The 21,990-nt window shown below is 40.4% G+C and carries 19 protein-coding genes and 1 pseudogene; 5 read left to right on the forward strand and 15 right to left on the reverse strand.

Annotated features, from left to right (window positions below; genetic code table 11):
• Window positions 1-151: 151 nt before the first annotated feature.
• Together DWB64_RS10840 and DWB64_RS10845 are read left to right on the forward strand one after the other, a co-directional pair.
• The gene (locus DWB64_RS10840; RefSeq protein WP_129488254.1) at window positions 152-703 is read left to right on the forward strand and encodes an RNA polymerase sigma factor; all 552 of its coding nucleotides are present in this window, start codon (window positions 152-154) and stop codon (window positions 701-703) included.
• The gene (locus tag DWB64_RS10845; RefSeq protein WP_129488255.1) at window positions 700-2,292 is read left to right on the forward strand and encodes a hypothetical protein; all 1,593 of its coding nucleotides are present in this window, start codon (window positions 700-702) and stop codon (window positions 2,290-2,292) included. The genes DWB64_RS10840 and DWB64_RS10845 overlap by 4 nt, the downstream gene beginning before the upstream one ends.
• A gap of 112 nt (window positions 2,293-2,404) precedes the next feature.
• Here the strand turns inward: DWB64_RS10845 and DWB64_RS10850 are convergent, their stop codons facing one another.
• The 3 genes from DWB64_RS10850 to DWB64_RS10860 all read right to left on the reverse strand — a co-directional run bounded on the left by DWB64_RS10850 (window position 2,405) and on the right by DWB64_RS10860 (window position 5,991).
• Window positions 2,405-2,884: a hypothetical protein gene (locus tag DWB64_RS10850; protein ID WP_129488256.1), complete on the reverse strand. Its 480-nt coding sequence runs from the start codon at window positions 2,882-2,884 to the stop codon at window positions 2,405-2,407.
• Window positions 2,885-3,086: 202 nt separating this feature from the next.
• A complete protein-coding gene (locus DWB64_RS10855) occupies window positions 3,087-4,736 on the reverse strand; it encodes a BCCT family transporter (RefSeq protein WP_129488257.1) in 1,650 nt (549 codons plus the stop codon).
• Window positions 4,737-5,160: 424 nt separating this feature from the next.
• Entirely contained in the window at window positions 5,161-5,991 is an 831-nt protein-coding gene (locus DWB64_RS10860) for a GNAT family N-acetyltransferase (protein ID WP_129488258.1), read from the reverse strand.
• A 314-nt stretch (window positions 5,992-6,305) separates the two neighbouring features.
• On the opposite strand from DWB64_RS10860, the gene DWB64_RS10865 reads away from it, so the two are divergent.
• The 3 genes from DWB64_RS10865 to DWB64_RS19265 all read left to right on the forward strand — a co-directional run bounded on the left by DWB64_RS10865 (window position 6,306) and on the right by DWB64_RS19265 (window position 8,731).
• The gene (locus DWB64_RS10865) at window positions 6,306-7,424 is read left to right on the forward strand and encodes a helix-turn-helix domain-containing protein (RefSeq protein WP_129488259.1); all 1,119 of its coding nucleotides are present in this window, start codon (window positions 6,306-6,308) and stop codon (window positions 7,422-7,424) included.
• Window positions 7,417-8,178 (forward strand): CPBP family intramembrane glutamic endopeptidase, encoded by a 762-nt coding sequence (locus DWB64_RS10870; protein ID WP_129488260.1) that lies wholly within the window; start codon window positions 7,417-7,419, stop codon window positions 8,176-8,178. The genes DWB64_RS10865 and DWB64_RS10870 overlap by 8 nt, the downstream gene beginning before the upstream one ends.
• Before the next feature lie 376 nt (window positions 8,179-8,554).
• The gene (locus DWB64_RS19265) at window positions 8,555-8,731 is read left to right on the forward strand and encodes a hypothetical protein (protein ID WP_164980361.1); all 177 of its coding nucleotides are present in this window, start codon (window positions 8,555-8,557) and stop codon (window positions 8,729-8,731) included.
• 101 nt (window positions 8,732-8,832) lie between these two features.
• On the opposite strand, the gene DWB64_RS10875 is transcribed toward DWB64_RS19265, so the two are convergent.
• The 12 genes and pseudogenes from DWB64_RS10875 to DWB64_RS10925 all read right to left on the reverse strand — a co-directional run bounded on the left by DWB64_RS10875 (window position 8,833) and on the right by DWB64_RS10925 (window position 21,990).
• Window positions 8,833-9,309, reverse strand: coding sequence for a thioesterase family protein (locus DWB64_RS10875; protein ID WP_129488261.1), 477 nt, complete (start codon window positions 9,307-9,309; stop codon window positions 8,833-8,835).
• Window positions 9,287-9,667, reverse strand: a complete 381-nt coding sequence (locus DWB64_RS10880) for a NifB/NifX family molybdenum-iron cluster-binding protein (protein ID WP_207713458.1) — start codon at window positions 9,665-9,667, stop codon at window positions 9,287-9,289. The genes DWB64_RS10875 and DWB64_RS10880 overlap by 23 nt, the downstream gene beginning before the upstream one ends.
• A 3-nt stretch (window positions 9,668-9,670) precedes the next feature.
• Window positions 9,671-10,048 (reverse strand): annotated as a pseudogene (locus DWB64_RS10885) (P-loop NTPase); the annotation flags it as partial.
• Between the two features lie 87 nt (window positions 10,049-10,135).
• Window positions 10,136-11,500: a prolyl oligopeptidase family serine peptidase gene (locus DWB64_RS10890; RefSeq protein ID WP_164980362.1), complete on the reverse strand. Its 1,365-nt coding sequence runs from the start codon at window positions 11,498-11,500 to the stop codon at window positions 10,136-10,138.
• A gap of 207 nt (window positions 11,501-11,707) precedes the next feature.
• Window positions 11,708-14,407, reverse strand: coding sequence for a hypothetical protein (locus DWB64_RS10895; protein WP_129488264.1), 2,700 nt, complete (start codon window positions 14,405-14,407; stop codon window positions 11,708-11,710).
• A gap of 325 nt (window positions 14,408-14,732) precedes the next feature.
• Entirely contained in the window at window positions 14,733-15,854 is a 1,122-nt protein-coding gene (locus tag DWB64_RS10900; RefSeq protein ID WP_129488265.1) for a GGDEF domain-containing protein, read from the reverse strand.
• Window positions 15,855-16,530: 676 nt separating this feature from the next.
• Window positions 16,531-17,367, reverse strand: a complete 837-nt coding sequence (locus DWB64_RS10905; RefSeq protein ID WP_129488266.1) for an ABC transporter ATP-binding protein — start codon at window positions 17,365-17,367, stop codon at window positions 16,531-16,533.
• 10 nt (window positions 17,368-17,377) lie between these two features.
• Entirely contained in the window at window positions 17,378-18,349 is a 972-nt protein-coding gene (locus DWB64_RS10910; protein WP_129488267.1) for an ABC transporter ATP-binding protein, read from the reverse strand.
• Window positions 18,350-18,351: 2 nt separating this feature from the next.
• Window positions 18,352-19,185, reverse strand: a complete 834-nt coding sequence (locus tag DWB64_RS10915) for an ABC transporter permease (RefSeq protein ID WP_129488268.1) — start codon at window positions 19,183-19,185, stop codon at window positions 18,352-18,354.
• A gap of 1 nt (window position 19,186) precedes the next feature.
• Entirely contained in the window at window positions 19,187-19,831 is a 645-nt protein-coding gene (locus tag DWB64_RS19370) for an ABC transporter permease (RefSeq protein ID WP_206736667.1), read from the reverse strand.
• On the reverse strand, window positions 19,747-20,205 hold the full coding sequence (locus DWB64_RS19375) for an ABC transporter permease (protein ID WP_206736668.1): 459 nt from the start codon (window positions 20,203-20,205) through the stop codon (window positions 19,747-19,749). Before DWB64_RS19375 ends, DWB64_RS19370 begins: the two co-directional genes overlap by 85 nt.
• A gap of 57 nt (window positions 20,206-20,262) precedes the next feature.
• On the reverse strand, window positions 20,263-21,990 hold the full coding sequence (locus DWB64_RS10925; RefSeq protein ID WP_129488269.1) for an ABC transporter substrate-binding protein: 1,728 nt from the start codon (window positions 21,988-21,990) through the stop codon (window positions 20,263-20,265).

The following is a 21,990-nucleotide window of genomic DNA, read 5'->3' on the forward strand; positions in this document are numbered from 1 at the left end:
ACCCATTGATAATCATTATCACTGTATTTTTCACCTGCACCTACATTCAATCCAACTTAAGAAAGATGAGTTTTGATTTTTACTAATAAAAATTCAGATGCGTCTAACTTTATCATCAGACTAGTCGTATACTTAGTAGAGAGGTGAATCCATGGAAGAAAAAAAACTGAAGCAACTGATTAAAAAGAGTGTCAATGGACATCAAAAGGCATTTGAAAAGATCATGTACTTACATGGCAATCAAGTGCTGGGTTACTTAATGAAATTGTGTGCTAACAAGGAGTTTGCCGAGGATGTCTACCAGGAAGTTTGGATCAAGGTGTATCGAAAACTAAATACATACGATCAGACGAAAGCCTTTGAACCTTGGTTGTTCACAATTGCCAGAAACACCGCCTTCGACTTTTTAAAGAAGCACAAGAATGATCCTATTCCAACAATAGATGAAATCCTACTTCAGGATGTTCGAAGCAGCACACCTCATGAAAGTCCAATGATCGAAACCGAGAGTCAGATTCATACAGCGCTCGAGCAATTGAGTGAGATGAATAGACAAATTGTCGTGCTCAGGTATATGAGCGACCTTAGTTATGATCAAATCGCGAAGAAACTCGACTGTGATGTCTCTACCATCAAGTGGCGGCTTTACGAGTCAAAGAAGCAACTTAAGAAATTTCTCGAGCAAAAGGAGGATGTTTCATGAACTGTAAGCAAGTGCAAGAAAAGATAAGGCAGCAAAACCAAACTTTTGACGACTCAATTATCGACCACCTCTCCACCTGCACCAATTGTCAAGCGTGGCTCGATAAAAAGCTATTGGAAGAAGCTGACGTCGATGATGAACTGACTCGAATCTTTACATCTGTTGAGGTGGGGATTGATTTGCATTCCAAGATTTCGGACCGGATTTTCAAGAAAAGCAAAAGCAATAAAAGTAAACTGTTGCTGGTTGCCACTATCGCAGCGCTAATCTGTGTTCCATTCGCATATGGCATCATTAAGGAGCTTCCACTTTTCAGTAAGGCGCAGGAGCAATACGTTTCAGATGAAACGGCAGAGTTCTTGAAGGAGTTAGGTGTTCCCGTTGTGGAATCCTATTTTGAAAATGAAGCGTATAAACTATATGTAAAAGATATCTATGCAAACTACAAAGGCGTCCATCTGAAAATTGCTATACTTGATTCTCAAAATGTAAGTCCAGAAGATTATCATGTTGAACTGATCTCCAAGGGGTTTTTAGGTATGCCTTCGATAACCTTCTATGATTTGGATCAGAACCAATCGTGGTTCACATTGACAGTCGACCTGCCTGAAGACTACCAGACCGTCCACATGTATCCAATGGAAATTCGTTTGGTAAAAGGTAAAGTAGACCTTGAAGCAATCAGACCTGACAAGCTATCAAATGTGGTACTAAGCCATATGCTACAGGTCGATTTATCACATCTATCAAAGACTGAGGACTTAACATTGAATATTGATCATACGCTCGATTCCGAATCTTTCAGTGTGTACCTGAATGAATTGACAGTGACTTCGACGGGATTCTATTTCAACTATGAGCTTAAGAACAAGATCGCTACAACATACAGTGAACTACAATTCTCGCTATCAGATGATTTGGGCAAGCTTTATCATCCCACGGGCTGCCGCGAATCACAGGATCAGTACAAGGTATTCTATGATAAAGAAATCATCCATCCAGACGCACGTGAGCTCTACCTTGATGTATCTGGCGTTAAATATGCCCCTATTACGAAAGTGGCTGAAATGACAATCTATCCTATTGAATTCGACTATAAGGGAAACAGCTTTACGTTTAAAAAAGCCGATAAGTCCACTCCACTGGTTTACGAACTGATAGCATCCAAAGCCCTACCATCAGATGCTTTTCCAAATCTGGTCGCCATGAAAGGAATCCATTCACAGTTTTTCACCATAAAAGATTATACCGGGGATTCCTTTCTAATCACCGATACACTCATTGCTAACGCCTTAGAAGGTGATTCAGCGGCAACTATCGATATTGAGGTGTTGGCGGATATTCTTGCCACCTATGTCAGAAGCAATTATCAAGTTAGTCTCGATAATGATAACCTTGTGATGAAGCTGATAGATAAACGAAATCATCCGGAGTTAACAGAAGTATCTATAGACATTGTACCGGAAATAATTGATAAGATAATTTATGAATCAACGTCTGCCCTAACTCAACCATTTGATCTCGTTATAAAAGATCAACCGCTTCTTGATTGTTTTAAAGGAGAGGTTTTGATACTTCCACTAAAATGAATATGGTTGTCGAATCGCTTAAGCTCATTGATTCTTTCCTTTTCAATACAATTCCATAAAAAGATAAAAACCGCTGGGTAGCAATCGCCCAGCGGTTTTTATCCATCTTTTTTCATTTACTTAAAAGAATCCTTCCGATCACTTCACATCCTAGATGATAAGTTTGTCCATCGCCAATTCTAGCTACGATATAGCCTTCTTGTCCGTAACTGCTAATAAAGACTTCTCTTTCATCTTCAAGTTCAATGGTCATGGTATACCCTGTAATCATTTCAATATGGGCTGTATCCATAATAAAGCTTTCATTAAATGCAGTTTCTATTCCCTTGATTTCATCCTCGGTAAATTTTCTATCAATCACGTTGCCTTCGATATCCCTTAAGGTTATCGAAACGATTCCGTCAATTGACTTTTCTAATTGCATGGCCTTGGCTGCATCTTCACTTAGTTTTGGACTTGTAGCATTCAGTGAACTTTCCCCACCTGTTATGCTAGGAATAGGAACATCGTTTTTCGCGCATCCAACTAGTGAAATCAATACTACCAAAACGAGTAGAACCAAACTTGGTATTTGAACTCCATAATTTTTCATCGTCACTTCTCCTTCTGAATCAAATCGAATTTTCTACTTAGTTAGACGAATGTCATTAGAAAAAGTTCCCTTAAGTACCGATAATCGACCTTCTTTTTGTTTTGAATCATTGTAATCCTAAACTCATAATCCATCTTAATGCCCGATTATAAAAACAACCATGTGAAAAACCACATGGTTGCTTACTTGATTGAATTGCACACTAAGCAATATCACTATCCTCAGTTACTATATCGAACACATCGATCATTTCCTCGAAATGATCGCGTTGCTTTATTTCTCTTTGCTTCAGATATGACTTCCTTACACTGTCAAGCAGCATGAAGCTCATGAGTACGAGTATGATCGCAAACGGCAGGCCTGTACTGATTACCGCTGTTTGTAGCGCCGACAAGGCTTGCGTCCCACCGATCAGCAGCAGCACCGCAGCGATGAAGCCTTCCATACCCGCCCAGAAAACGCGCTGCGATACAGGCGAATTTAGTTTTCCGCCAGATACGATATTGTCAACGACCAAGGATCCTGAATCACTTGAAGTGACAAAGAAGGAGATGACGAGCGCGGTACCTAAAACAGATAATCCCGTTCTGATAAAGCCTTCAAGTACAGGGATATTCAAATACTGAATCATTTCAAACAGGGCGACAGGCAGATTGTTCTGTACTGTCGCGAACAACTGACCGTTGAACATTTGATTGAGGTAAATGGCCGTTCCACCAAAAACAGATAGCCAGATAAACGATAACAGCGAGGGTACAATCAGTACTGCAAGGACAAACTCACGTATGGTACGACCCTTTGACACACGGGCGATAAACATTCCAACAAATGGCGACCATGAAATCCACCACGCCAGATAGAACACGGACCAGCTTGCCTGCCAGGTGTCCTCACTTGTCGAGATGAAGAACGCCGACTGTACGAAGTTATTCAGGTATAACCCTAAGCTGTTGCTGAATGTCTTTAGGATAAAGGCTGTAGGGCCGAGGATAAAGACAATCAACATGAATACGAAAGCCATTTTGATGTTCAGTTCAGATAGAAACTTGACACCCTTGTCGATTCCTGAAACGACACTCAAGGTTGCGATACCAGTAATTCCTGCAATGAGAAGAACCTGCGTGAACACGCTGATTTCTACCCCGAACAGGTAGTTCATTCCACTGTTGATCTGCTGGACACCTAGCCCTAGCGATGTCGCCAGTCCGAATAGGCAAGCCACAACCGCCAAAATATCGATCAAGTCACCCCAGAACCCGAAAATCTTATCTTTTAAAAGCGGATAAAACACGGATCTTAGCGATAATGGCAATCCTTTGTTATAGGCAAAGAACGCAAGCGCTAGTGAGATCAAGGCATAGATGCCCCATGGGTGGAAACCCCAGTGGAAAAACGTTGTCGCAAGCGACTGTGTCGCAGCATTGGCATTATCAAAGATCGGCGGTGTGAACTCGCTATGGTAAAGCGGCTCACCCACCGCCCAAAACATAAGTCCGATTCCCATTCCCGCAGAAATCAGCATGGAGTACCAAGAAAAATTACTGAACTCAGGCTTCGCCTTCACTCCACCGATACGAACTTTTCCAAGTTTTGAAAACGCGATAAACAAAGATACCCCGATAAAGAAATTGCTTGCTAAAATGAATAGCCAGTCGAAATTTTCTACAATCGCGGTTTTAACATTCACGAACACAGCATTCGCCTGTTCCAAGTTAAACAAGGCATAGGCTGAGAACAGCAGCACAATAAGTCCAGCCCCAACCGAAACCACTGGGTTCATGTCCATACCCCATTTTTTAAAGTTTCGACTGTATAGCTTCTCTTCCATAATTTTTTGCATTTTGTCCGGCATAACTACAAACTCCTTTCTTAAACTCACGTGCTTTGATAGTCCTTTAAAAATAAAAAAGACACTCCAACCCTTTTTTCAAAGAGTTAGAGTGCCTAAGTTTCGCCATAAAGACTCACATTATACCACCATTTAATAGTATAGCGCATTTCCGTCACGAACCTGCGCAGACCCCAGTTCTAAAATCATTTTTCGATCGTAATTTCATTTATCAAGTAGAAAATTTATATCAATCTGTCAAAAAACATACCAATACTTATAATCCAAATTACTGACACAATCTATTTCATGGGGATATTTAGTTAAAAGTAATACCTAAAAATATTATCAGTTATCGGCGTGATTGTCAAATGAACCATAACACACTACATCATTTTATGACTAAGAAAGTCAGTTTTTCCTTATTTCCAACAAAATCAGATTGATCCTATTCTTTTACAAGGTACATCGCTGAGTCTGCTACAGGCTTATATCCTATCTTCATGTAAATTCCGTTTGATGTAGGGTTTGATAGGTCGGTGTAGAGGGTGCAGTAGTCATACAGGCTAAGAGCATACTCGCTCAAATCAGCCACTAAAGTTGTCGCATACCCCTTACCACGCTGATTCTCAGGTGTGAACACAAGACTGATTATCACACTTTTATGTGTGGATTTTCCGAGTGCGGCCATCGTAACGGCTTCACCTTCCACTTCCCATATAAACATTCTTTTATCCTCGATACCTTTTATCCGATTTTTACGACTCCTATCTTCGTTGAAGGTGCCGCCATCCATTTCGGCGAATAGTCGGCTCCAGTCCATGATCAGATCCAGGTCTTCAAGTGTTGCCGGTCTCATCACGCCTTTGGCTCTTTTTATATCAGACACCTGATCCAAACGGTAGATGCGCTGGGACATCGCAAGTTCGATTGAATGATCTACCAATGCATTGAGGTGCTCAACAAAAATATCCACATAAGGGCGAGAACCGATCACACCGGGATAGACTAAGTTCTTATTAGCCACAAACTCTGCAGCTTCTCTCAGGTATGCCTCCTCATTCGTCACAAGCACAAGGTGAAGTCCATAAATCACAAGTGCCAAAGTTACCTTGCCGTCGACTTCGCCGCAGGCAAAGAAGCAGTTGCTAAAATCATCATCAGCTTGCGCGCCTTTTAAGATGCCGATAGTCAGCACATTGGTGACTTCGTCCTTGTATAATAATTCTTCCACCACCGGATAGAACTGCATTGGGGTTTTATATGTTGTAAATTTCATGTTGACCTCCTGTTGACCTTTGTATAAGAATCTCCAGTTCTTATATTATGAACTTATCATTTTACTCATTATAATTGAACCACCGCCAAAATGTGATATTTAAGATAACTGTAATATAAAAATTTTGCCCTAATACGCTACACTTCTGAAAAAAGCCTGTTTATTGCAAACCAGCGATTAGAAAAAGTATCGCATTGGTTGATTTTGTCTCGTAAAGTCAACTTCAAATCCATTGTTTATTGTGTATAATGCCGTATAATAAAAATCAAAGGAGCATATAATGAACCAAGAACCGTTCATTATTAAGAAGAATAATGTTTAATGATCTCAATATTGCCAGTGTGATCGCTGATCACAGAAGGGCAAAGGGCGTTACACAAGAGCAATTAGCCGAATACATAGGTGTGTCAAAAGCATCCGTTTCTAAATGGGAAAAGGGGCACAGTTATCCAGATATCACCTTTTTACCACAGCTCGCTTCCTACTTCGACATCAGCATCGATGATTTGATGGGCTACACTCCACAGCTGACAAAAGAGTCGATTAAGGCTCTATACAATAAGCTCTGTACCGACTTTGCCAATAAGTCCTTTGAAGAAGTTTGGCCACAGTGTCAGGACATCATTAAGAAATACTACTCCTGTTATCCCCTACTGATGCAGATGGCTGTTCTCCTGTGCAATCACTTCATGCTAGCAATGGATCAAAGCACGCAGTCGGAGGTGCTTCAGCAAGCCATTGACTTATGTAAAAGGATCGAGCTGGAAAGCGGTGACATACGCCTATCCAAAGAAGCCGTCTCACTCGCTGCCACATGTTACCTGTTGAAGGGCGAACCCCAAAACACCTTGAGCCTCTTAGGTGAAACGATCAGACCGCTGTTACAAGACGATGCGGCAATCGCGCAAGCCTACATCATGTTAGGACAAGCAAAGGAAGCCGACAAGGTGATACAAATTAGCATTTATCAGCACATGTTGATTCTGATAAGCAGCTGCACCACCTTGCTTCACATCAATGATGAAAAGTTTGAAGAAATCCTAAACCGTATTATGATACTTGCAACAGCGTTCCAACTGGATTACCTGCACCCGAACAGCATGCTTATCGTTTACTTGACGGCCGCACAAGCCTATTGCACCAAAGGCAGGTACGCAGACGCGCTTTCTTATCTAGAAAAGTACAAGGATGTTTGTATCACACATTTCTTCCCCTTTTCTTTGCGAGGTGATGAGTTTTTTGACGAAATTGAAGATTGGTTCGCTGAGTTCGCACTTGGAGAAGGTCCACCAAGAAGCGAAGCTGTCATTAAGCAAAGTATGATTGACAGCCTGAAGCTAAATCCGATTTTTGACGTTTTAAAAGACGATCCACACTACATTAAACTACTTAAAAGTCTTGCTACACATTTAGGAGGAAATCCACATGATTAAGATATTAAAAAGTAAAGACTTCACAACTAGTCTCCTGTTCGCACTAGCAGGTCTCATAGCAAGTGCGTTTGCTGCCATATACCAGCTGCAAATGCTTTCGCCTGAGATGCAAGCACAAGTCATCGCACAACTTGGTTCTGTAACAGCGATGATTCCGATCGCAGCACTGCAAGGCCTGGTATTGACGTTCATGACCGCACTGATCGGCATCAAGGTTGCAAAAAAAGTCAACCTTACACTAAACTTCACATTCGATAAGAATCGTGCACTGCTATCTGCAGCGGTTGGATTGGCGGTCGCCCTTGTCATTACGCTTTCTGACCGTTTTATCTTTGCAGCAGTCTTACCGGCACAAATCACTCAATATGCCTTCTCACCGATCTATTTTATAACCGGGCTCTTATACGGTGGTATCATTGAAGAAGTTTTGCTTAGACTCTTTGTCATGTCGCTGCTGGTACTGATCCTTTGGAAAGTCTTTTCTAAAAAAAGCGACAGCCAGAACATCCCTAAGTGGGTCTACATTAGTGCAATCACCCTTGCCGCCGCCATCTTTGCAGCAGGACATTTACCGGTCACATTTCAAACCATCGGTACTTCGGTTCCTATCATTATCAGGTGTTTTCTTCTAAACGGCATTGGTGGCATAGGATTTGGCTATCTTTACTGGAGGCATGGCTTGTCCTATGCGATACTTGCCCACGCCATGACTCATGTGTTCATGCAAGCAGTGTTCATGCCGATACTCTTCTGAGGACTTGAAATTATAAAAAATGCGATGAGCCGATCAGGGAATACCCACATTGGCTCATCGCAATGGTTCTTTTATGCGTCGTGTTCGTTAACCAGTGTTGATTAGTAGCTTACTGCATTTTAAATACTACTCCAATCGAAACATGATCTTAGTGATCAGATCTTTGGGTTCTACCTCGCCAGGATCGTTCATCTATAACTCATATGCGCTACCTGTGCTGTTTTGCCGATTATCTGTCATCCACTGCATCATCTCAGTATAACCGTCTTGCAAAACCGCCTTCGAAACCATTAAGCAGGCATACGAACACATTTCAACCAACATCAGCTCAATCGGTCATGCCGTAGACGCTGTCAACCACGATAAGGAACGTATCGTGTCAAGTATCGAAAACATATCAGCCGTATCAGAAGAAACCGCAGCCGCGGCAGAAGAAGTAACCGCTTCGATGACTCAACAAACCGTAGCCATTGAGGAAGTCGCCAAATCAGCACAAGACCTGAACGAAATCGCCATTCACCTAAGTGACGAGATTAAAAAGTTTAAGGTCTAAGCATCACTCTTCTCTAACTAGCACAAAGCCCCACACAAATAAGTTTTGTGTGGGGCTTTTAATTCATTCCGCGTAGCTCTTCGTTTTTTTCTTCACGATACTCATGTAAGGGACTCAACTGTGGCCATCTGAATATGAACAAAGGCTCCATCCAGTTTTTTATCCGCATTGATTGGCTTCAACAACGTATTTGTAAAGGCGTGCATGGTTTCACCCTTTGCGACCACAGCGCCTGTTTCAACCGACTCGACAACATACTTGAAATGAAGCTTCAATCGGCTTAAGAAAGCGATCGAAGTCTTGACACAAATCGTCTTACCGTACTCAGCAGGTGTTATGAACTGGCAGTTCATATCATATAGCGGAAGCCAGACACCTTTTGCTTCAATCTCATGGTAAGGAACACCAATGTCCATGAAGAACTGTGTCCGTCCTGCCTCAAACCAAACGGGATAATTGGAATGGTGCACAATCCCCATTTTATCTGTCTCCGCATATCTAACAGGAAAATACAGCAGGCTGACTCCCCCTGTTAAGACATGCGTCTTTGAAGGGTTAGTGCCCACCACAGTTTCCATGATTTGCGTGTTCCTCGCATACTGATCCGGTAGATACCAACTCGCCTTTTACGTAAGCATCCACAACGGTTTGAGCAGCACCGTATGCCCCCAGCACGACAGCGATTCCGTTTTCATTGAACAAATCAATGGCACCGCCACCCATACCGCCAGAAATAATGACATTGACACCTAATCCCTTTATAAAGCTTGGTAAAAAGCCTGCTCTATGTCCTGGAGTATCATGTGCTACTACATTTAACACCGTATTTTGCTCCATATCGACGTCAAAAATATGAAACTGCTGACAATGGCCGAAGTGACCGGACACATTACCCGCTTCTGTCGCTACTGCGATTTTCTTTATTACCTGACTCATTAATCATACCTCCAAGTTGTTAGCGACTCCGTCAAACCAGTCGCCTGTGTAGAGTTCGATCATTCCTTTGTCACAAAGAGTAGCTATGCCTTTATCAATTGGAAGTTTTGCCAAGATCGACAATCCAAATTCCTCTGCAATCGCCTCAATATGCGCATCACCGAAAATTCGATGCTCATGGTCACATTCACTGCATTTGAAATAAGACATGTTCTCGACTAAGCCGAGAATCGGTATATTCATCATGTTGGCCATATTCACTGCCTTTGAAACAATCATGGAAACCAGTTCTTGAGGTGATGTTACAATAATTATTCCATCCACCTTCAAGGATTGGAAAACAGTCAATGGTACATCGCCTGTTCCTGGAGGTAGATCGATATGCCTACTCTACTGCTTTACTATTGGCTGTCTTCCATCAAGTCAAATGGTCATATTTCGCACAACTTATCAGATGCCGGATGCTTCCTACAGGCGTTTAGCTGACAACCATTCAAATAGGCTGACGCGCTTTCCTTCGATTATTTGTACACACTCATCATTTAAGGCATAAATCCACGAGAAATGCCCATGATACTCATATGCATTACCTAGCTCGTCCTTATAGGTATCACTTGTATCAATAACACGATCAAATAAGCTGTAATGAATATCCTTAGCACCTCTAGCCTTTAAACGCGCAAATAGGGCATTCGAAAAGTGGTCCAACAAAGAGGTGTCGCTTTCATTTTGGTTGCCAATATAACCGTCAAGTACTACAAAGGCACTGTCGATATACTTTTTATCGATGACCACAACTGGGTCATTTTTTGCATGCGTAATCCACATCGGCACTTTTTCAAGTACATCAAGTCTCTGATCCGTTAACCAATCAACATGGTAGGCCTCTGCAATTGGAAACGCCGCTGCAAAATAGTTGGGATGGTTGACAAGCATCTGTATTGTCATATAACCACCGTTTGAACAGCCACCCAAATAAATCCTACTAGTGTCGATATTCTCATTATCCATTACATAATCATCAATCAAATGCATCAAAGCTTCTGTGTAATATGATTTTCCATCACTATTTGGAACATGAATATTGTAGTTCGACTCACCATCAAGATCCATCCATATGGTCGGTGTTTGAGGCACCAGTACATAAGCCCCACCAACACCAAACTTCGATTGCACAAGCGGTGCGGCGAGATTTGTAACGCGATTGCCAAGCACGGCGATTTTAGTGTCTTGTCCACCTTCTCCAGCACCGTGTAACCATACAATAAGGGGCAATTTCTCGTCCGTCCTATTTTTTGGTGCAAAAGAGGCGTATGTTAGTTTTCTTCCTTCATATGCGTATTTCTGATTGTGTTCAAAGTCGTCGCAAATAAGATTATAGTTTCTAAGTTTATCCTGCTGTTCCGTATTCATGAGTACACAAGGTGCACCAGTCATATCTTCAATAAAGTGATCGGACTTTAATGAAATCTGGTAATGCACATCAACGAATCGATTTACATTATCACGATCACTATAAATAAGCGGTGAGTTTTCAATACGATCAGGACCCACTTTCAAACAAATCGTGAAAAAGTGCCCCGCCTTGTCTTCATCGCCTTTCTCATCAGAAACATAAACACAAGTCACTTCACACTCATGACCAAATGTCATGTCAACTTGACCACTGTCTACTTGATGATCACCTACATGACGAAATGAACGAATATCAAAATTGTTCGTTTTCATGTCTTTAATATTCAATCTATGCCTATCATCCATCTGAACCACGAGTTTTGTAATCGCAGGTCCCCAATCAAAACCTTCTGTAACCGTATTATACTTTATTTTCATGTTGACCATCTATCATTCACCTCATCACGTTCTTGATTTGCTGGCTCATCTTTAATAGTTGCATTAGCTTCTTAGTTAGAATTATATCATATCTAATTTTACGTAATTCAAATTCTAGCAAACAAAAAAACTACGATAAATTTTGACCCCTAAAAGTTAGACGTTAGTCTAACTCTTAGGGGTCGGTTAATGATCAGTCCTTTAGTTTTAGTTGGATTTGCTGCCGACTGCATTCAGGTTTCCTAAGGCATCGCCGGAATCAAATATCGTTACTGTAGCTTTAAAACTTCCGTCGCTGTTGAACACAATGCTGAAAATCTGTTTGTCGCCTTCGTCATCGATATTTGTGACTGCAATGGTGTTTTCTGAAGCGTTGTACTTATTGAATCGATATGTCATTCCGTTGCCGTCAAGCAAAGGATCTGCAATATAGGTTTTGATGACTAGAGTATTTGCTTCTACCGTCATCTCGATAGAACTGTTACCATCGTTCAAATCAAAGGTCATACCGGCAATAACGCTTTTGTTGTAGTGACCTTTGTATGATCCAAAATAAGTATCTGACAATGAAGCACCTTGGTTGCTCTGTGTCGTGGTAGGCTGTGATTCAGTTGTCTGTGGTGTATCTTGTGTGGTAGTTTCTGTGGTAGTTTCTGTGGTGGTTTCTGTCGTATTTTCAGTGATAGCTTCTGTCGTATTTTCTGTCGTGTCTTCTCTTGATCCATTCTCTGAAGATTGTTCTGTTGCTATTGCAGTACTGTCCTCTGTAGCAGGCTGGTCGGTGGAATCTATGCTATCGGTTGAATCATCAAGGGATTCCGAAGCTAAAAATTCTGGTATCGTTTTATCTACTAGTGTTGGAATCTCGCTATAGAGCATTCCCTTGACATAATTTTCAGTAAAGTCTGTCATGTTGTTGCTAAAAACGTTTTGTAGTAATGAATCATTTTGCAAGGCGTTTTTATTAAAATCTCCGAGTTTACCGTTCAGAGAAGTTCTTAACTTACTTGTTTTTTCTGCTACTGATTTAAATAGCGAACTGGTCTTATCTTTCACTTTAATTAATGATTTGCTTACCTTAAGTGCTGTATTTTTTATGACACCTGTGGCTTTGTTTGCGGTGGTTATCGCAAGGTTTATTTTAGGTGCCATCGTACTCGAGCTGGAGCTGATTGCTTTTACAATCGCCTTTCCTTTTGACATGGTACTTTGACCTAAACCTTTAACAAGGCCAGTGAGTTTACTTGTCCCTTTGCTGATTGCCTTTGCAATGGACTTACTTCCTCCGACCGTGGTAAGCGCTACATCGACAGTTGCAAGGGCAATCTCACCTGCTGTTGCCTTAGGATCCATTATTTTTATCAAACTTTTGGCGCTTCCGGTAAAACAACCTACAGCAAACTTAGAACTCGCCTTAATTGTTTTTGCAAATGAATTGTCTTTTCCAAGGGCTTTTTCTGCTAATATGCCGATAGAGTCTTCGGCTAGTTCAATCATTCCTATGGCATCTTTTGTAGTTTGTGAACCTGCTGTGCCTGCTTTAATACGCTCCATTTCCAGTCGGTTTACACGTTCTTTTTCTTTTTTTATAACTTCTTTATCCACGCCGTAGTCACTTGCAAAATAGTCGAAGGTGGTCTTATATACCGTATTGCTCGCTTTTTCCAACAATACACCTGGCATTTTTCGTACTGCGGTAAATAGGGTATTAAAAAAGCCTTTTGGTTCAGCCGGTTTTTTTGCATGATCGGCCTTCAATGTTTCGGTCGCCTTTTTAAGGGCAACTTTTCCTTTGGCATCGGTAAAGGATGTCTTGTCAGCATACACATAAAGTGGGCTTGATATCATTTGAACTACATCGCTGATTACACTCGAATCAGCCACTAGATCCGCCTCGGTCAGGTGATACTCGTCCATGATGGTATCCGCAGCAGTACTTGCGATTTGAATAGTTAACAGATTAGCATCTTTTAAAAAGTCGATTGTATCTTCTGTGAGCCCTTCTTTTTCGGTCATTTCATTGAGTAGAGGCTGCATTGTATCGGCTAGTTCGCGATGATAAAACAACTGCGATAGGGTGGCATAGGTATCTGCTAGGTCAAGGTTGCTGAGTTTATCATAGGTTTTAGAGATGGATTCAAAGATACTGTTGATGTTCGTATCATAAAGTTCCGTAAATTCAATGTCCATCATCAGTAGATCGAATTCAAACGACATGACAAAGTCATCTTGATAGGATGCCTGGTATTCATCGTAAAGTATAAGCGCATCCTGTATGGTTTTGGACAGCTGAGTGACAACAAGATCTGCAAGTTCTATTCGCTTTTGTACGATAAGATAATCTTGCCACGCCTGGTCATAAGCTGATTCAACATCTTCTTCCAGCGATTCGATTTGAGCACTTAATATACCTATGTAAAGCATCGTATTGCTATATTCATCGATCAAACTTTCTGTATATTGTGTAAGTTCAGAATGCTCATCGGCTAATTTCTCATATAAGGCGACGGTCGAATTTGCTAATGTGTCAAGTTGTGATATAAGCAATTCGACATCACTTTGCATGACAGTCGACGTAAAGAGGATCTCACTGATGACGTATTCCCTTTCAAAAAAATAGTCTTGATCAATAAATTGAGACTTAAAGGCTTCGGATGTATAGAAGGGACTCGCTGACAAATAATCGTCTAGGCTTTCATGTTCGAATATCAACTCGATGTCGGCTTGTGTCAGCGTTTCAAAAGCAAACGTATCCGATGTGAAATCAGGAATATCAATGATAGGGGTAGGTGTTGAAGTGGAATCGTCTGTAGATGACTCATCCAATTTTTCATTTGGTTGGCATCCTGAAAGTGCCAGTGACAACACTAGGATAATTGCCAGCGCCAATGATAGATATCTCTTCATGAAATCCTCCTTTTTGATAGGCAGTATTAATCCTCTTATTCCCTATATGGGTAGCTTTAATCAAATTAATAAAAAAGCTAAAAGAGATTGCTCTTTTAGCTTCTTTCATTTCATTTGATTATTATACTTTTATGCTTATTCACCCTAGTTAGGGTTAATTCTACCTGTTCTTATCAGATTCTATTGTTTTTTTACTCAAATAGCTTCTAGAGAACATCAAAGGATACTTCGGTGACAGACACCAGGATTTTGCATAAACCCTAGCGTCCATTCAGGCTCGTCGGTGTGAAATCAATCAGCAGATACATGGCGCAATTCTATTCGATTAATCCTTCGACAAGGAAGTTGTTCCACCACCGTTACACTTTGATACATACATGGCATTGTCAGCTGTTTTTATCAGTTCACTTGGAGTGGTAATCAGATCATTCACTGTTGAAACCCCGATACTCAATGACGGGTTCCAAAACTCAAATTCCTGTGCATCATCACTGCTACAGTACGCATTAAGTTTCTTGCCTACGATAAAGGCTCCATCGGCTTCTGTATTTGGGCAAATAACGATGAACTCGTCTCCTCCTAATCGACAGGCAATATCGGTTTTTCTGACAGTCGAACTTAATAAATCAGCAATCCATTGCAGAACCTTGTCACCATTCTCATGTCCATAATTGTCATTCACAGATTTGAACTTATCAACATCGATAAAAAGAATAGAAAATGGAACCCGGTAGCGCGCCCAGTTGTTCAAGAGTTTTTCAATTTCAGCCATGACATATCTTCTATTGGGCAACCCTGTCAATACATCATGATAAAGCAACTGACTTAATTTTTCATTTGCTTCAGATAGCTCGGCGGTTCTTTGTTTGACCTTTTCTTCAAGTTGCACATTCTTTAGTTCTATTTCCTTATTCTTTCTAGAGACCAGTAGATATAAGACTTTAAGTGCTTTAAGTAAAGGTTCGGTTGAGGTTTCGGTAATTTGCTCTTCCATCTCATATGCTTCTGCCGGTGTCATTCCATCATCAGCGATATATGTAAGTTGTCGAGTTAAACTTTTATCAGTATTTAGTATATGATAGGCAAGCCACCTAATTAAGTATTCGACAATAGCTTTCAATTTTTTTGGATTAATCTGCTTGTCTGTGATTTCAAATTGGTTTGTCACTTCATGGACAAAATCCTTATGAAATTGCAAGTGTTCTTCACGATGACGATGATCAATTGAGTATTTTTCCATCAATGCTTTTTCAGTTGAAAAATGTTCGTCAATATAAGCAGAAAGTTTGCTGCTTGTCTTCTCTATCGTTTCAGTTTTGATCAACTTGTTATTGATACTTATCTCAAGTAAATCATTAATCATTTCAACTAAAGCGAAATGTTGAGAATCGATTATCTCATTCCCAGTATTAAAATCGTTATCCCATTTGAAAAAGTTCTGTGGCATGGATATGCCCTCCTATCGATGACAGTAATAGTTGATAATGATAGTTTATTTTAACATTTAATTGCCGAAGTTTATATAATCCAAACCCTGCATCAACATAATTTTGATGGATATTTATGGACTACCGTTGGTTTTTAAGGACTCTTTGACATGATCCGCCAATCTATGAAATGAAAGTCGATGTGAAAGAACTTAACCATTGTCAAACGAAGCCATTCACTTTTCAATCTTCTTTTTCCATTATCCTATAACTACCAACTTGAAATACGTTATAGGGGACACTCCTAATGCAAAAAACACCCGATAGGAATTAATCTATCTGGTGTTTTGCCCTTTACTTAAATGAATACTGCCACAGCTTGCATTAGATAGTCTAAGTTGGAATCAAACTTTTCTTTTCTAGAGCGGTTATATGGTTATCCATGTAGGGATAACGTTCAAGTATTCTGTATTGCCCTATTCTACTGTTCAAGTATCTTATGTTGAAAGTTATTTATCTGCTTTCTGACGTTGATGTCGTAGAACGCAGTAAAACCGATTTTGTATTGAAGTACTACTTTGACAAGGCTCAAATATTGAATTTCTTCTATAGACCCTGCATTTGAATGATGAGCAAAAAAGTCAAAGCCCACTTTCGTGAACTTTGTCAACAGACTCACTAGATAAACTAGTTTTTCTATGCACCTTGAACAGTGCGCTTATTTTGAATTAAGTCATCAAGCTCCGTTAACCAAGGATTATGAATTGTCGGCACGTCAGTGAGCAAATGTTTTGTGTATTCTGCGGTTGGATTTTCAATGATACTTCTGGCATCACCTTGCTCCACGATTCGCCCCTCTTCCATAATGAAAATTTCATCAGAAACATAGTATGAAAGACCGATATCATGGGTGATAAAAATGATAGTCATATCATTGTCGTCACGAAGTTTCATTAACATATCAAGAATCGTCGACCTGGAACAAGCATCAATCATCGACGTCGGTTCATCGGCAATTAGAACTTTGGGATGAATCAAAAAGATTCTGGCGATCATCAGACGCTGCATTTGACCACCTGATAATTCGAAGGGATGCTTGTTCCAAAGTTCCTTTAAGTCCAGATTGACATAGCCACACGCTTCTTCAAGTTTTTTATACTCTTCTTCCTTTTTGAGTTTGATACCTTTCATTTTCAAGCAGTTGATGAGCAAATCCTGCACCTTATAAAATTGATTGAAGGATGAAAACGGATCTTGAAAAACCGCCTGCACATGTGTCCAGTAGTTCACTCTATCCTTATGCTTTTTCAAGTTTATTTTTTTACCGAAAAAGCTCAATTCACCTTCTGATTGACTGAGTAAACCAAGTAACATCCTTGCAGTCGTTGTTTTTCCACTACCGCTTTCACCAACGATGGAATATACTTTGCCATGCATGATTTTAAAATTCGCCTTATCCACCGCAATCGTTTTATCTTTACCATGCCCAAATACACGAGTAAGATTTTTCGCCTCAAATACAATGTTTTCCATGTAATTCACCTCAAACTATCAAACATCTATGTTCACGATGTTCAACAGTCTTGATTTCCGGGTTAGTTTCTTTACAAAAACTTTGTCTTTCTTTACATCTGTCATAAAACCTACAGCCAGTCAACTTTTGCTTCAAGTTGGGTGGTGCACCAGGAATCGCATATAGCTTATGTTCTTTCATATCGAGTTCGGGAACAATAATCGAGCCCATCAGTGCCTTAGCGTATGGATGTAGCGCATCAAAGACCACATCTTCACTGCTTCCCCGTTCTACAATCTGACCTGCATACATGATTGCGATCTTATCTGCAACATGATAAAGGAGTGGCAGTTCGTGGGTGATAAAGACAATGGATTCAACATACCCTTCGATCAACAGTCTTTTAATCAGTAGAATCACTTTCTTTTGACTTGTGACATCAAGGGCGGAAGTCGGTTCATCGGCAACTAAGACTTTGGGATTAAGTATAGTGGAAATCGCGATAACAGTACGTTGCTTCATACCGCCAGAGAGCTCATTGGGATAAGCGTTCAATACTTTAGGATCCAGTCCCAAAGCCTTAAAGCGTTCGGTCGCCAGTTCCATCATTTCAACTTTGGACATTTCCGGTTTGTGCTCTTTAAGTACATCCATCAAGAAAGACTTGATTTTCAATGTGGGATTTAAGGTATTCATCGCAGCCTGTGGAATATAGGCTATCTTCTTACCTAAGACTTCTTTTCGAAAAGTCTCTGGATCGATGGCAACGGCGTCTACCCCATCAATAATCAATTCGCCCGAAGTGTAATGCAAGGGCTTAAAAAAACAACCCATGAGGCAATTGGCCAGTGTTGATTTTCCACATCCCGATTCACCGGCGATACCTAAAACTTTTCCCTTTAAAAGATTTAGGCTGACACCATCCACCGCGTAAATATCTTCACCGAATCGTGTATGATAACGTGCGTGCAAATTTTTCACTTGTAATGTAAATTCACTCATGATTAACTCCTTAACTTAGGATTGAAGATCTCATCCATACCAAGCTGCATTAAATAAAGGGAGAATGTCGTAAATGCAACTAAAAGAGCTGCTGGCACAAAGGTCCACCAAGCACCTAGGCCGGGCGCTTCAGCTAAAATAGCCCAGTTTAGCAAAATACCAAGAGAAACCGTATTAAGAGGTCCAAGTCCAAGCATCGAAACACTAGCTTCGTTTAGAATGCCCGTTGTGATTTGAATGATAAATGCCATAACAACATAGGACATGATATAAGGCAGCACTTCTTGAACGATTATTCTAGAAGTTGAAAAGCCCGAGAGCTTAGCGATATTGATATGATCTCTTTCTCTAAGAGAAACAGCCTGCGCCCTAACCGCTCTTGCAGTCCATGGCCAGGTGGTTAAACCGATTATGCTCGCAGTAAGAACAATCGACCTTGTTTCTAGACTTACTGAAATCAAAATCAAAATGATAAAGGATGGAATTACAATAAACAAGTTGGATACGGCCATAAGAATTTCATCGATTAATCCACCCTTATACCCTGCAAAAAGACCTATTACAAGACCTACACTGGTTGCAATCGCACCTGCCATAACACCGACAATAAGTGAGGTTCTGGTTCCATGTGCAAGGGCGAGCAACTCATCTCGTCCAAAATTATCCGTCCCCAATAAAAATTCACGACTTGGTGGTTCTAGCGGTCCACCAACCATTTCAATCGGGTCTCCGTGGTTAAGCAGCGGATAACCGATCGTAAACAGCAAAACCAACACAAAAATAAAGGCACCGATTTTAAACTTGTTCGAATTAAGAAGGATATTGAATGTCTGCATGTTAGCTTTCCTCCATTTGGTTTGCCTTGATACGAGGATCCAAGAAGCCATATAGAATATCTACAATAAAGTTTGCCGCAAGCACCGTTATCGTAATTAACAGGGTACACGCCGAAATCATAGGATAGTCAAGCCCACGAATCGCCTTAAACATTTGAAGCCCAAGTCCAGGATAATTGAATACGATTTCAGTAATCAAGGCCCCTGCGATCATCGTTCCAAGTGAAATCGCCAAACCTGTAATTTGCGGGAGCGCTGCATTCTTGAAGACGTACCTGACAATTTTCGATTCTCTAATACCTAACATCTTAGAATATTTCACATAATCGGAACTTAACTCATAAAGAGCCATTTCACGCATACCAATTCCTTGTCCGCCTAACATGACAATGGCAATCGACAAAAATGGCAAGAAGTGATGTTTTAATAAGGACATGTAAAACAGCCATGATCCGTCAGGAATCATCGTCCGGTCATAAGGTCCACCCACAGGGAACCATCCACCAACAACCGCTAGCCCATACAGTAGCAGAATGGAAAGTACAAAAAATGGAACAGAACTTACAAATAAGGCTGTGGGAAAAATAATCTTGTCATAAACACCTTTTTTATAGGCTGCGATCGCACCAAAAATATTACCAACCAACCAACCAACCAACCCAGTATAATTGCCGGTAGCTGAACTGCAACGGTCCAAGGAACCGCATTTGCGATTAATTCTTTAACCGGTCTAGGATATTGAGTAAAGGATGTTCCAAAATCTCCTCTTAAAAAGTCTTTCACATAAATAAAAAACTGTTGAGGAAGAGACTTATCCAAATTAAATTCCGCATAGAATGTTTCGTAGGTCTTTTTAATCACATCTGAATCCGTCATACCTTTAGTAATACGCGCTACAATCTGATCTACAGGATTGCCACTTATTAATCTAGGCAACATAAAATTAATGACCACAGCAATGATAAGTGTTAATGCATACCACATGATTTTTTTTGAAAAATAACGATAGTAGCCTTTCATATATGCCTCACTTTAAAAGTATGGGGATTTCAGAAAATCTGAAATCCCCTATCTTATCTATTGATTTGATAGTTGGAACAACCCTCTAAAACCAGCACCGTCAAATAACATATCCGGTAAATCCGAATTCTCATCTTGGAAGTTTTTCCAAACATTCTCGTTATAAGAGAAGAATACAGTTGGTCTATAATATAGTGGAATTGTCGGTATATCCGTTAAGTAAATGACATTTAGCTCAGTGTAAAGAGCTGTTAGTTCGGCTTTATCGTCAGTCATACCAATTGCTTTAATAATTTCGTTCACTCGTTCGTTTTCATATCTACCAAAGTTCCAAAACGCTTGCTCACCAATTGGAGCTAAGTCAATTGAGCTCATTAGATCATATGCGCGTTTCCAACCGCTAACCGGTGTTGAATAAGCAGCAGGTGTGTACATTGTGATATCGAATTCACCCGTATTCTTATTGTTGTCGTAAACTCCCCACTCAGTGAATGTTGGAACCAGTTCAATACCGGCAGCTTTAGCATTTTGGCAAGCAATCTCAATCGTTGCGTTCCAGTCAGTCCAACCAGCGGGACACTCAACATTCCAAGGTCCTAAACGTGTACCATCAGGTAAAACACGTATGCCGTCTGCACCAACTGTAGCTCCTAACTCATCCAGAATCGCATTGGCTTTATCAAGATCAAAGCCCCATGTTAATCCCTCTATTTGAGATTGATCCAATAGTTCTTTTTCATACTCAAAAATAGCAAGACCTGGTTCGATGATTTTAGAATAGCCGCTCATCGCTTTTTCTGTGATTTCTGGGTAATTCAAAGCATAAGCTAGCGCTCTTCTTACTTCTTTGTTCTCAAGGCCAGCTCGATGAACATTAATATAGAATGATGGAATAGTCTCTGCCATATAGTATGGTGAATCGCTTAAATAGGACTTAACCCCACTGTCTGCCATTTCCCAAATTCTTGAGTGGAAGTTTTGTGAGTAATCCAATGTACCATTCTTCAAATCTAAACTTGACGTATCATTAGAATTATAAATTAAGTGAGAAATGTACCTTGGAGCTGGCATTCCAAACGTATCCTTACCCCAGTAATCTTCATTTCTTTTTGTCCTGATTTGCGTATCATCATGAAAATCTACAAGGTATGGACCAGATCCGACTGGATTATCGTTAAAGATCGCACCAATTTCACCATAATCAAAATTGTTTTCCTCTTCGATTTTTGACCAGATATGTTCCGGTAGAATCGGAAGATTAGTCAACATTTCTGTCATGTTCATGCGATTGTAGTTTTCTTTATTTAAATGGACAACAAGTGTTAAGTCATCCTTCATTTCTAAACTGTCGATGTTTTCCCAGTAACCTGACCAGTTAAGGTAGGTTCTGTTCGCAGCATCCAGTGTGTAAAGAACATCTTCTGCGTTCAGTGCTTCGCCATCAGAGAATTTTGCATTCGGGTTCATTTTAATGACAAGTGTGTAATCATCTTCCCAAATGTATTCATCACCTAATAGCGGAGTAATCTCATTTGTTTTTGTGTTAAACATAAAAAGTGTTTCATAGACCATTGGATTCGTAGTCAAATCCGTAGGCCATGCAGGCCAACCAGAAAACCAGTTGAAGTTTTGTGCTGGATTCCACTGCATACCCGTGACAAATAATGTTTCTTTTCTTGTGTCGCTGACTTCACTCTTTTGAGAGTCAGTGCCATTACAACCTGTAAATACTGCTATCACCATTACAAGTGCTAACAATAGACTAATTACCTTCTTCGTTCTCAT

Origin of the sequence: Fusibacter sp. A1 (assembly GCF_004125825.1) — a bacterium.
Taxonomy (GTDB): Bacteria; Bacillota; Clostridia; order Peptostreptococcales; family Acidaminobacteraceae; genus QQWI01.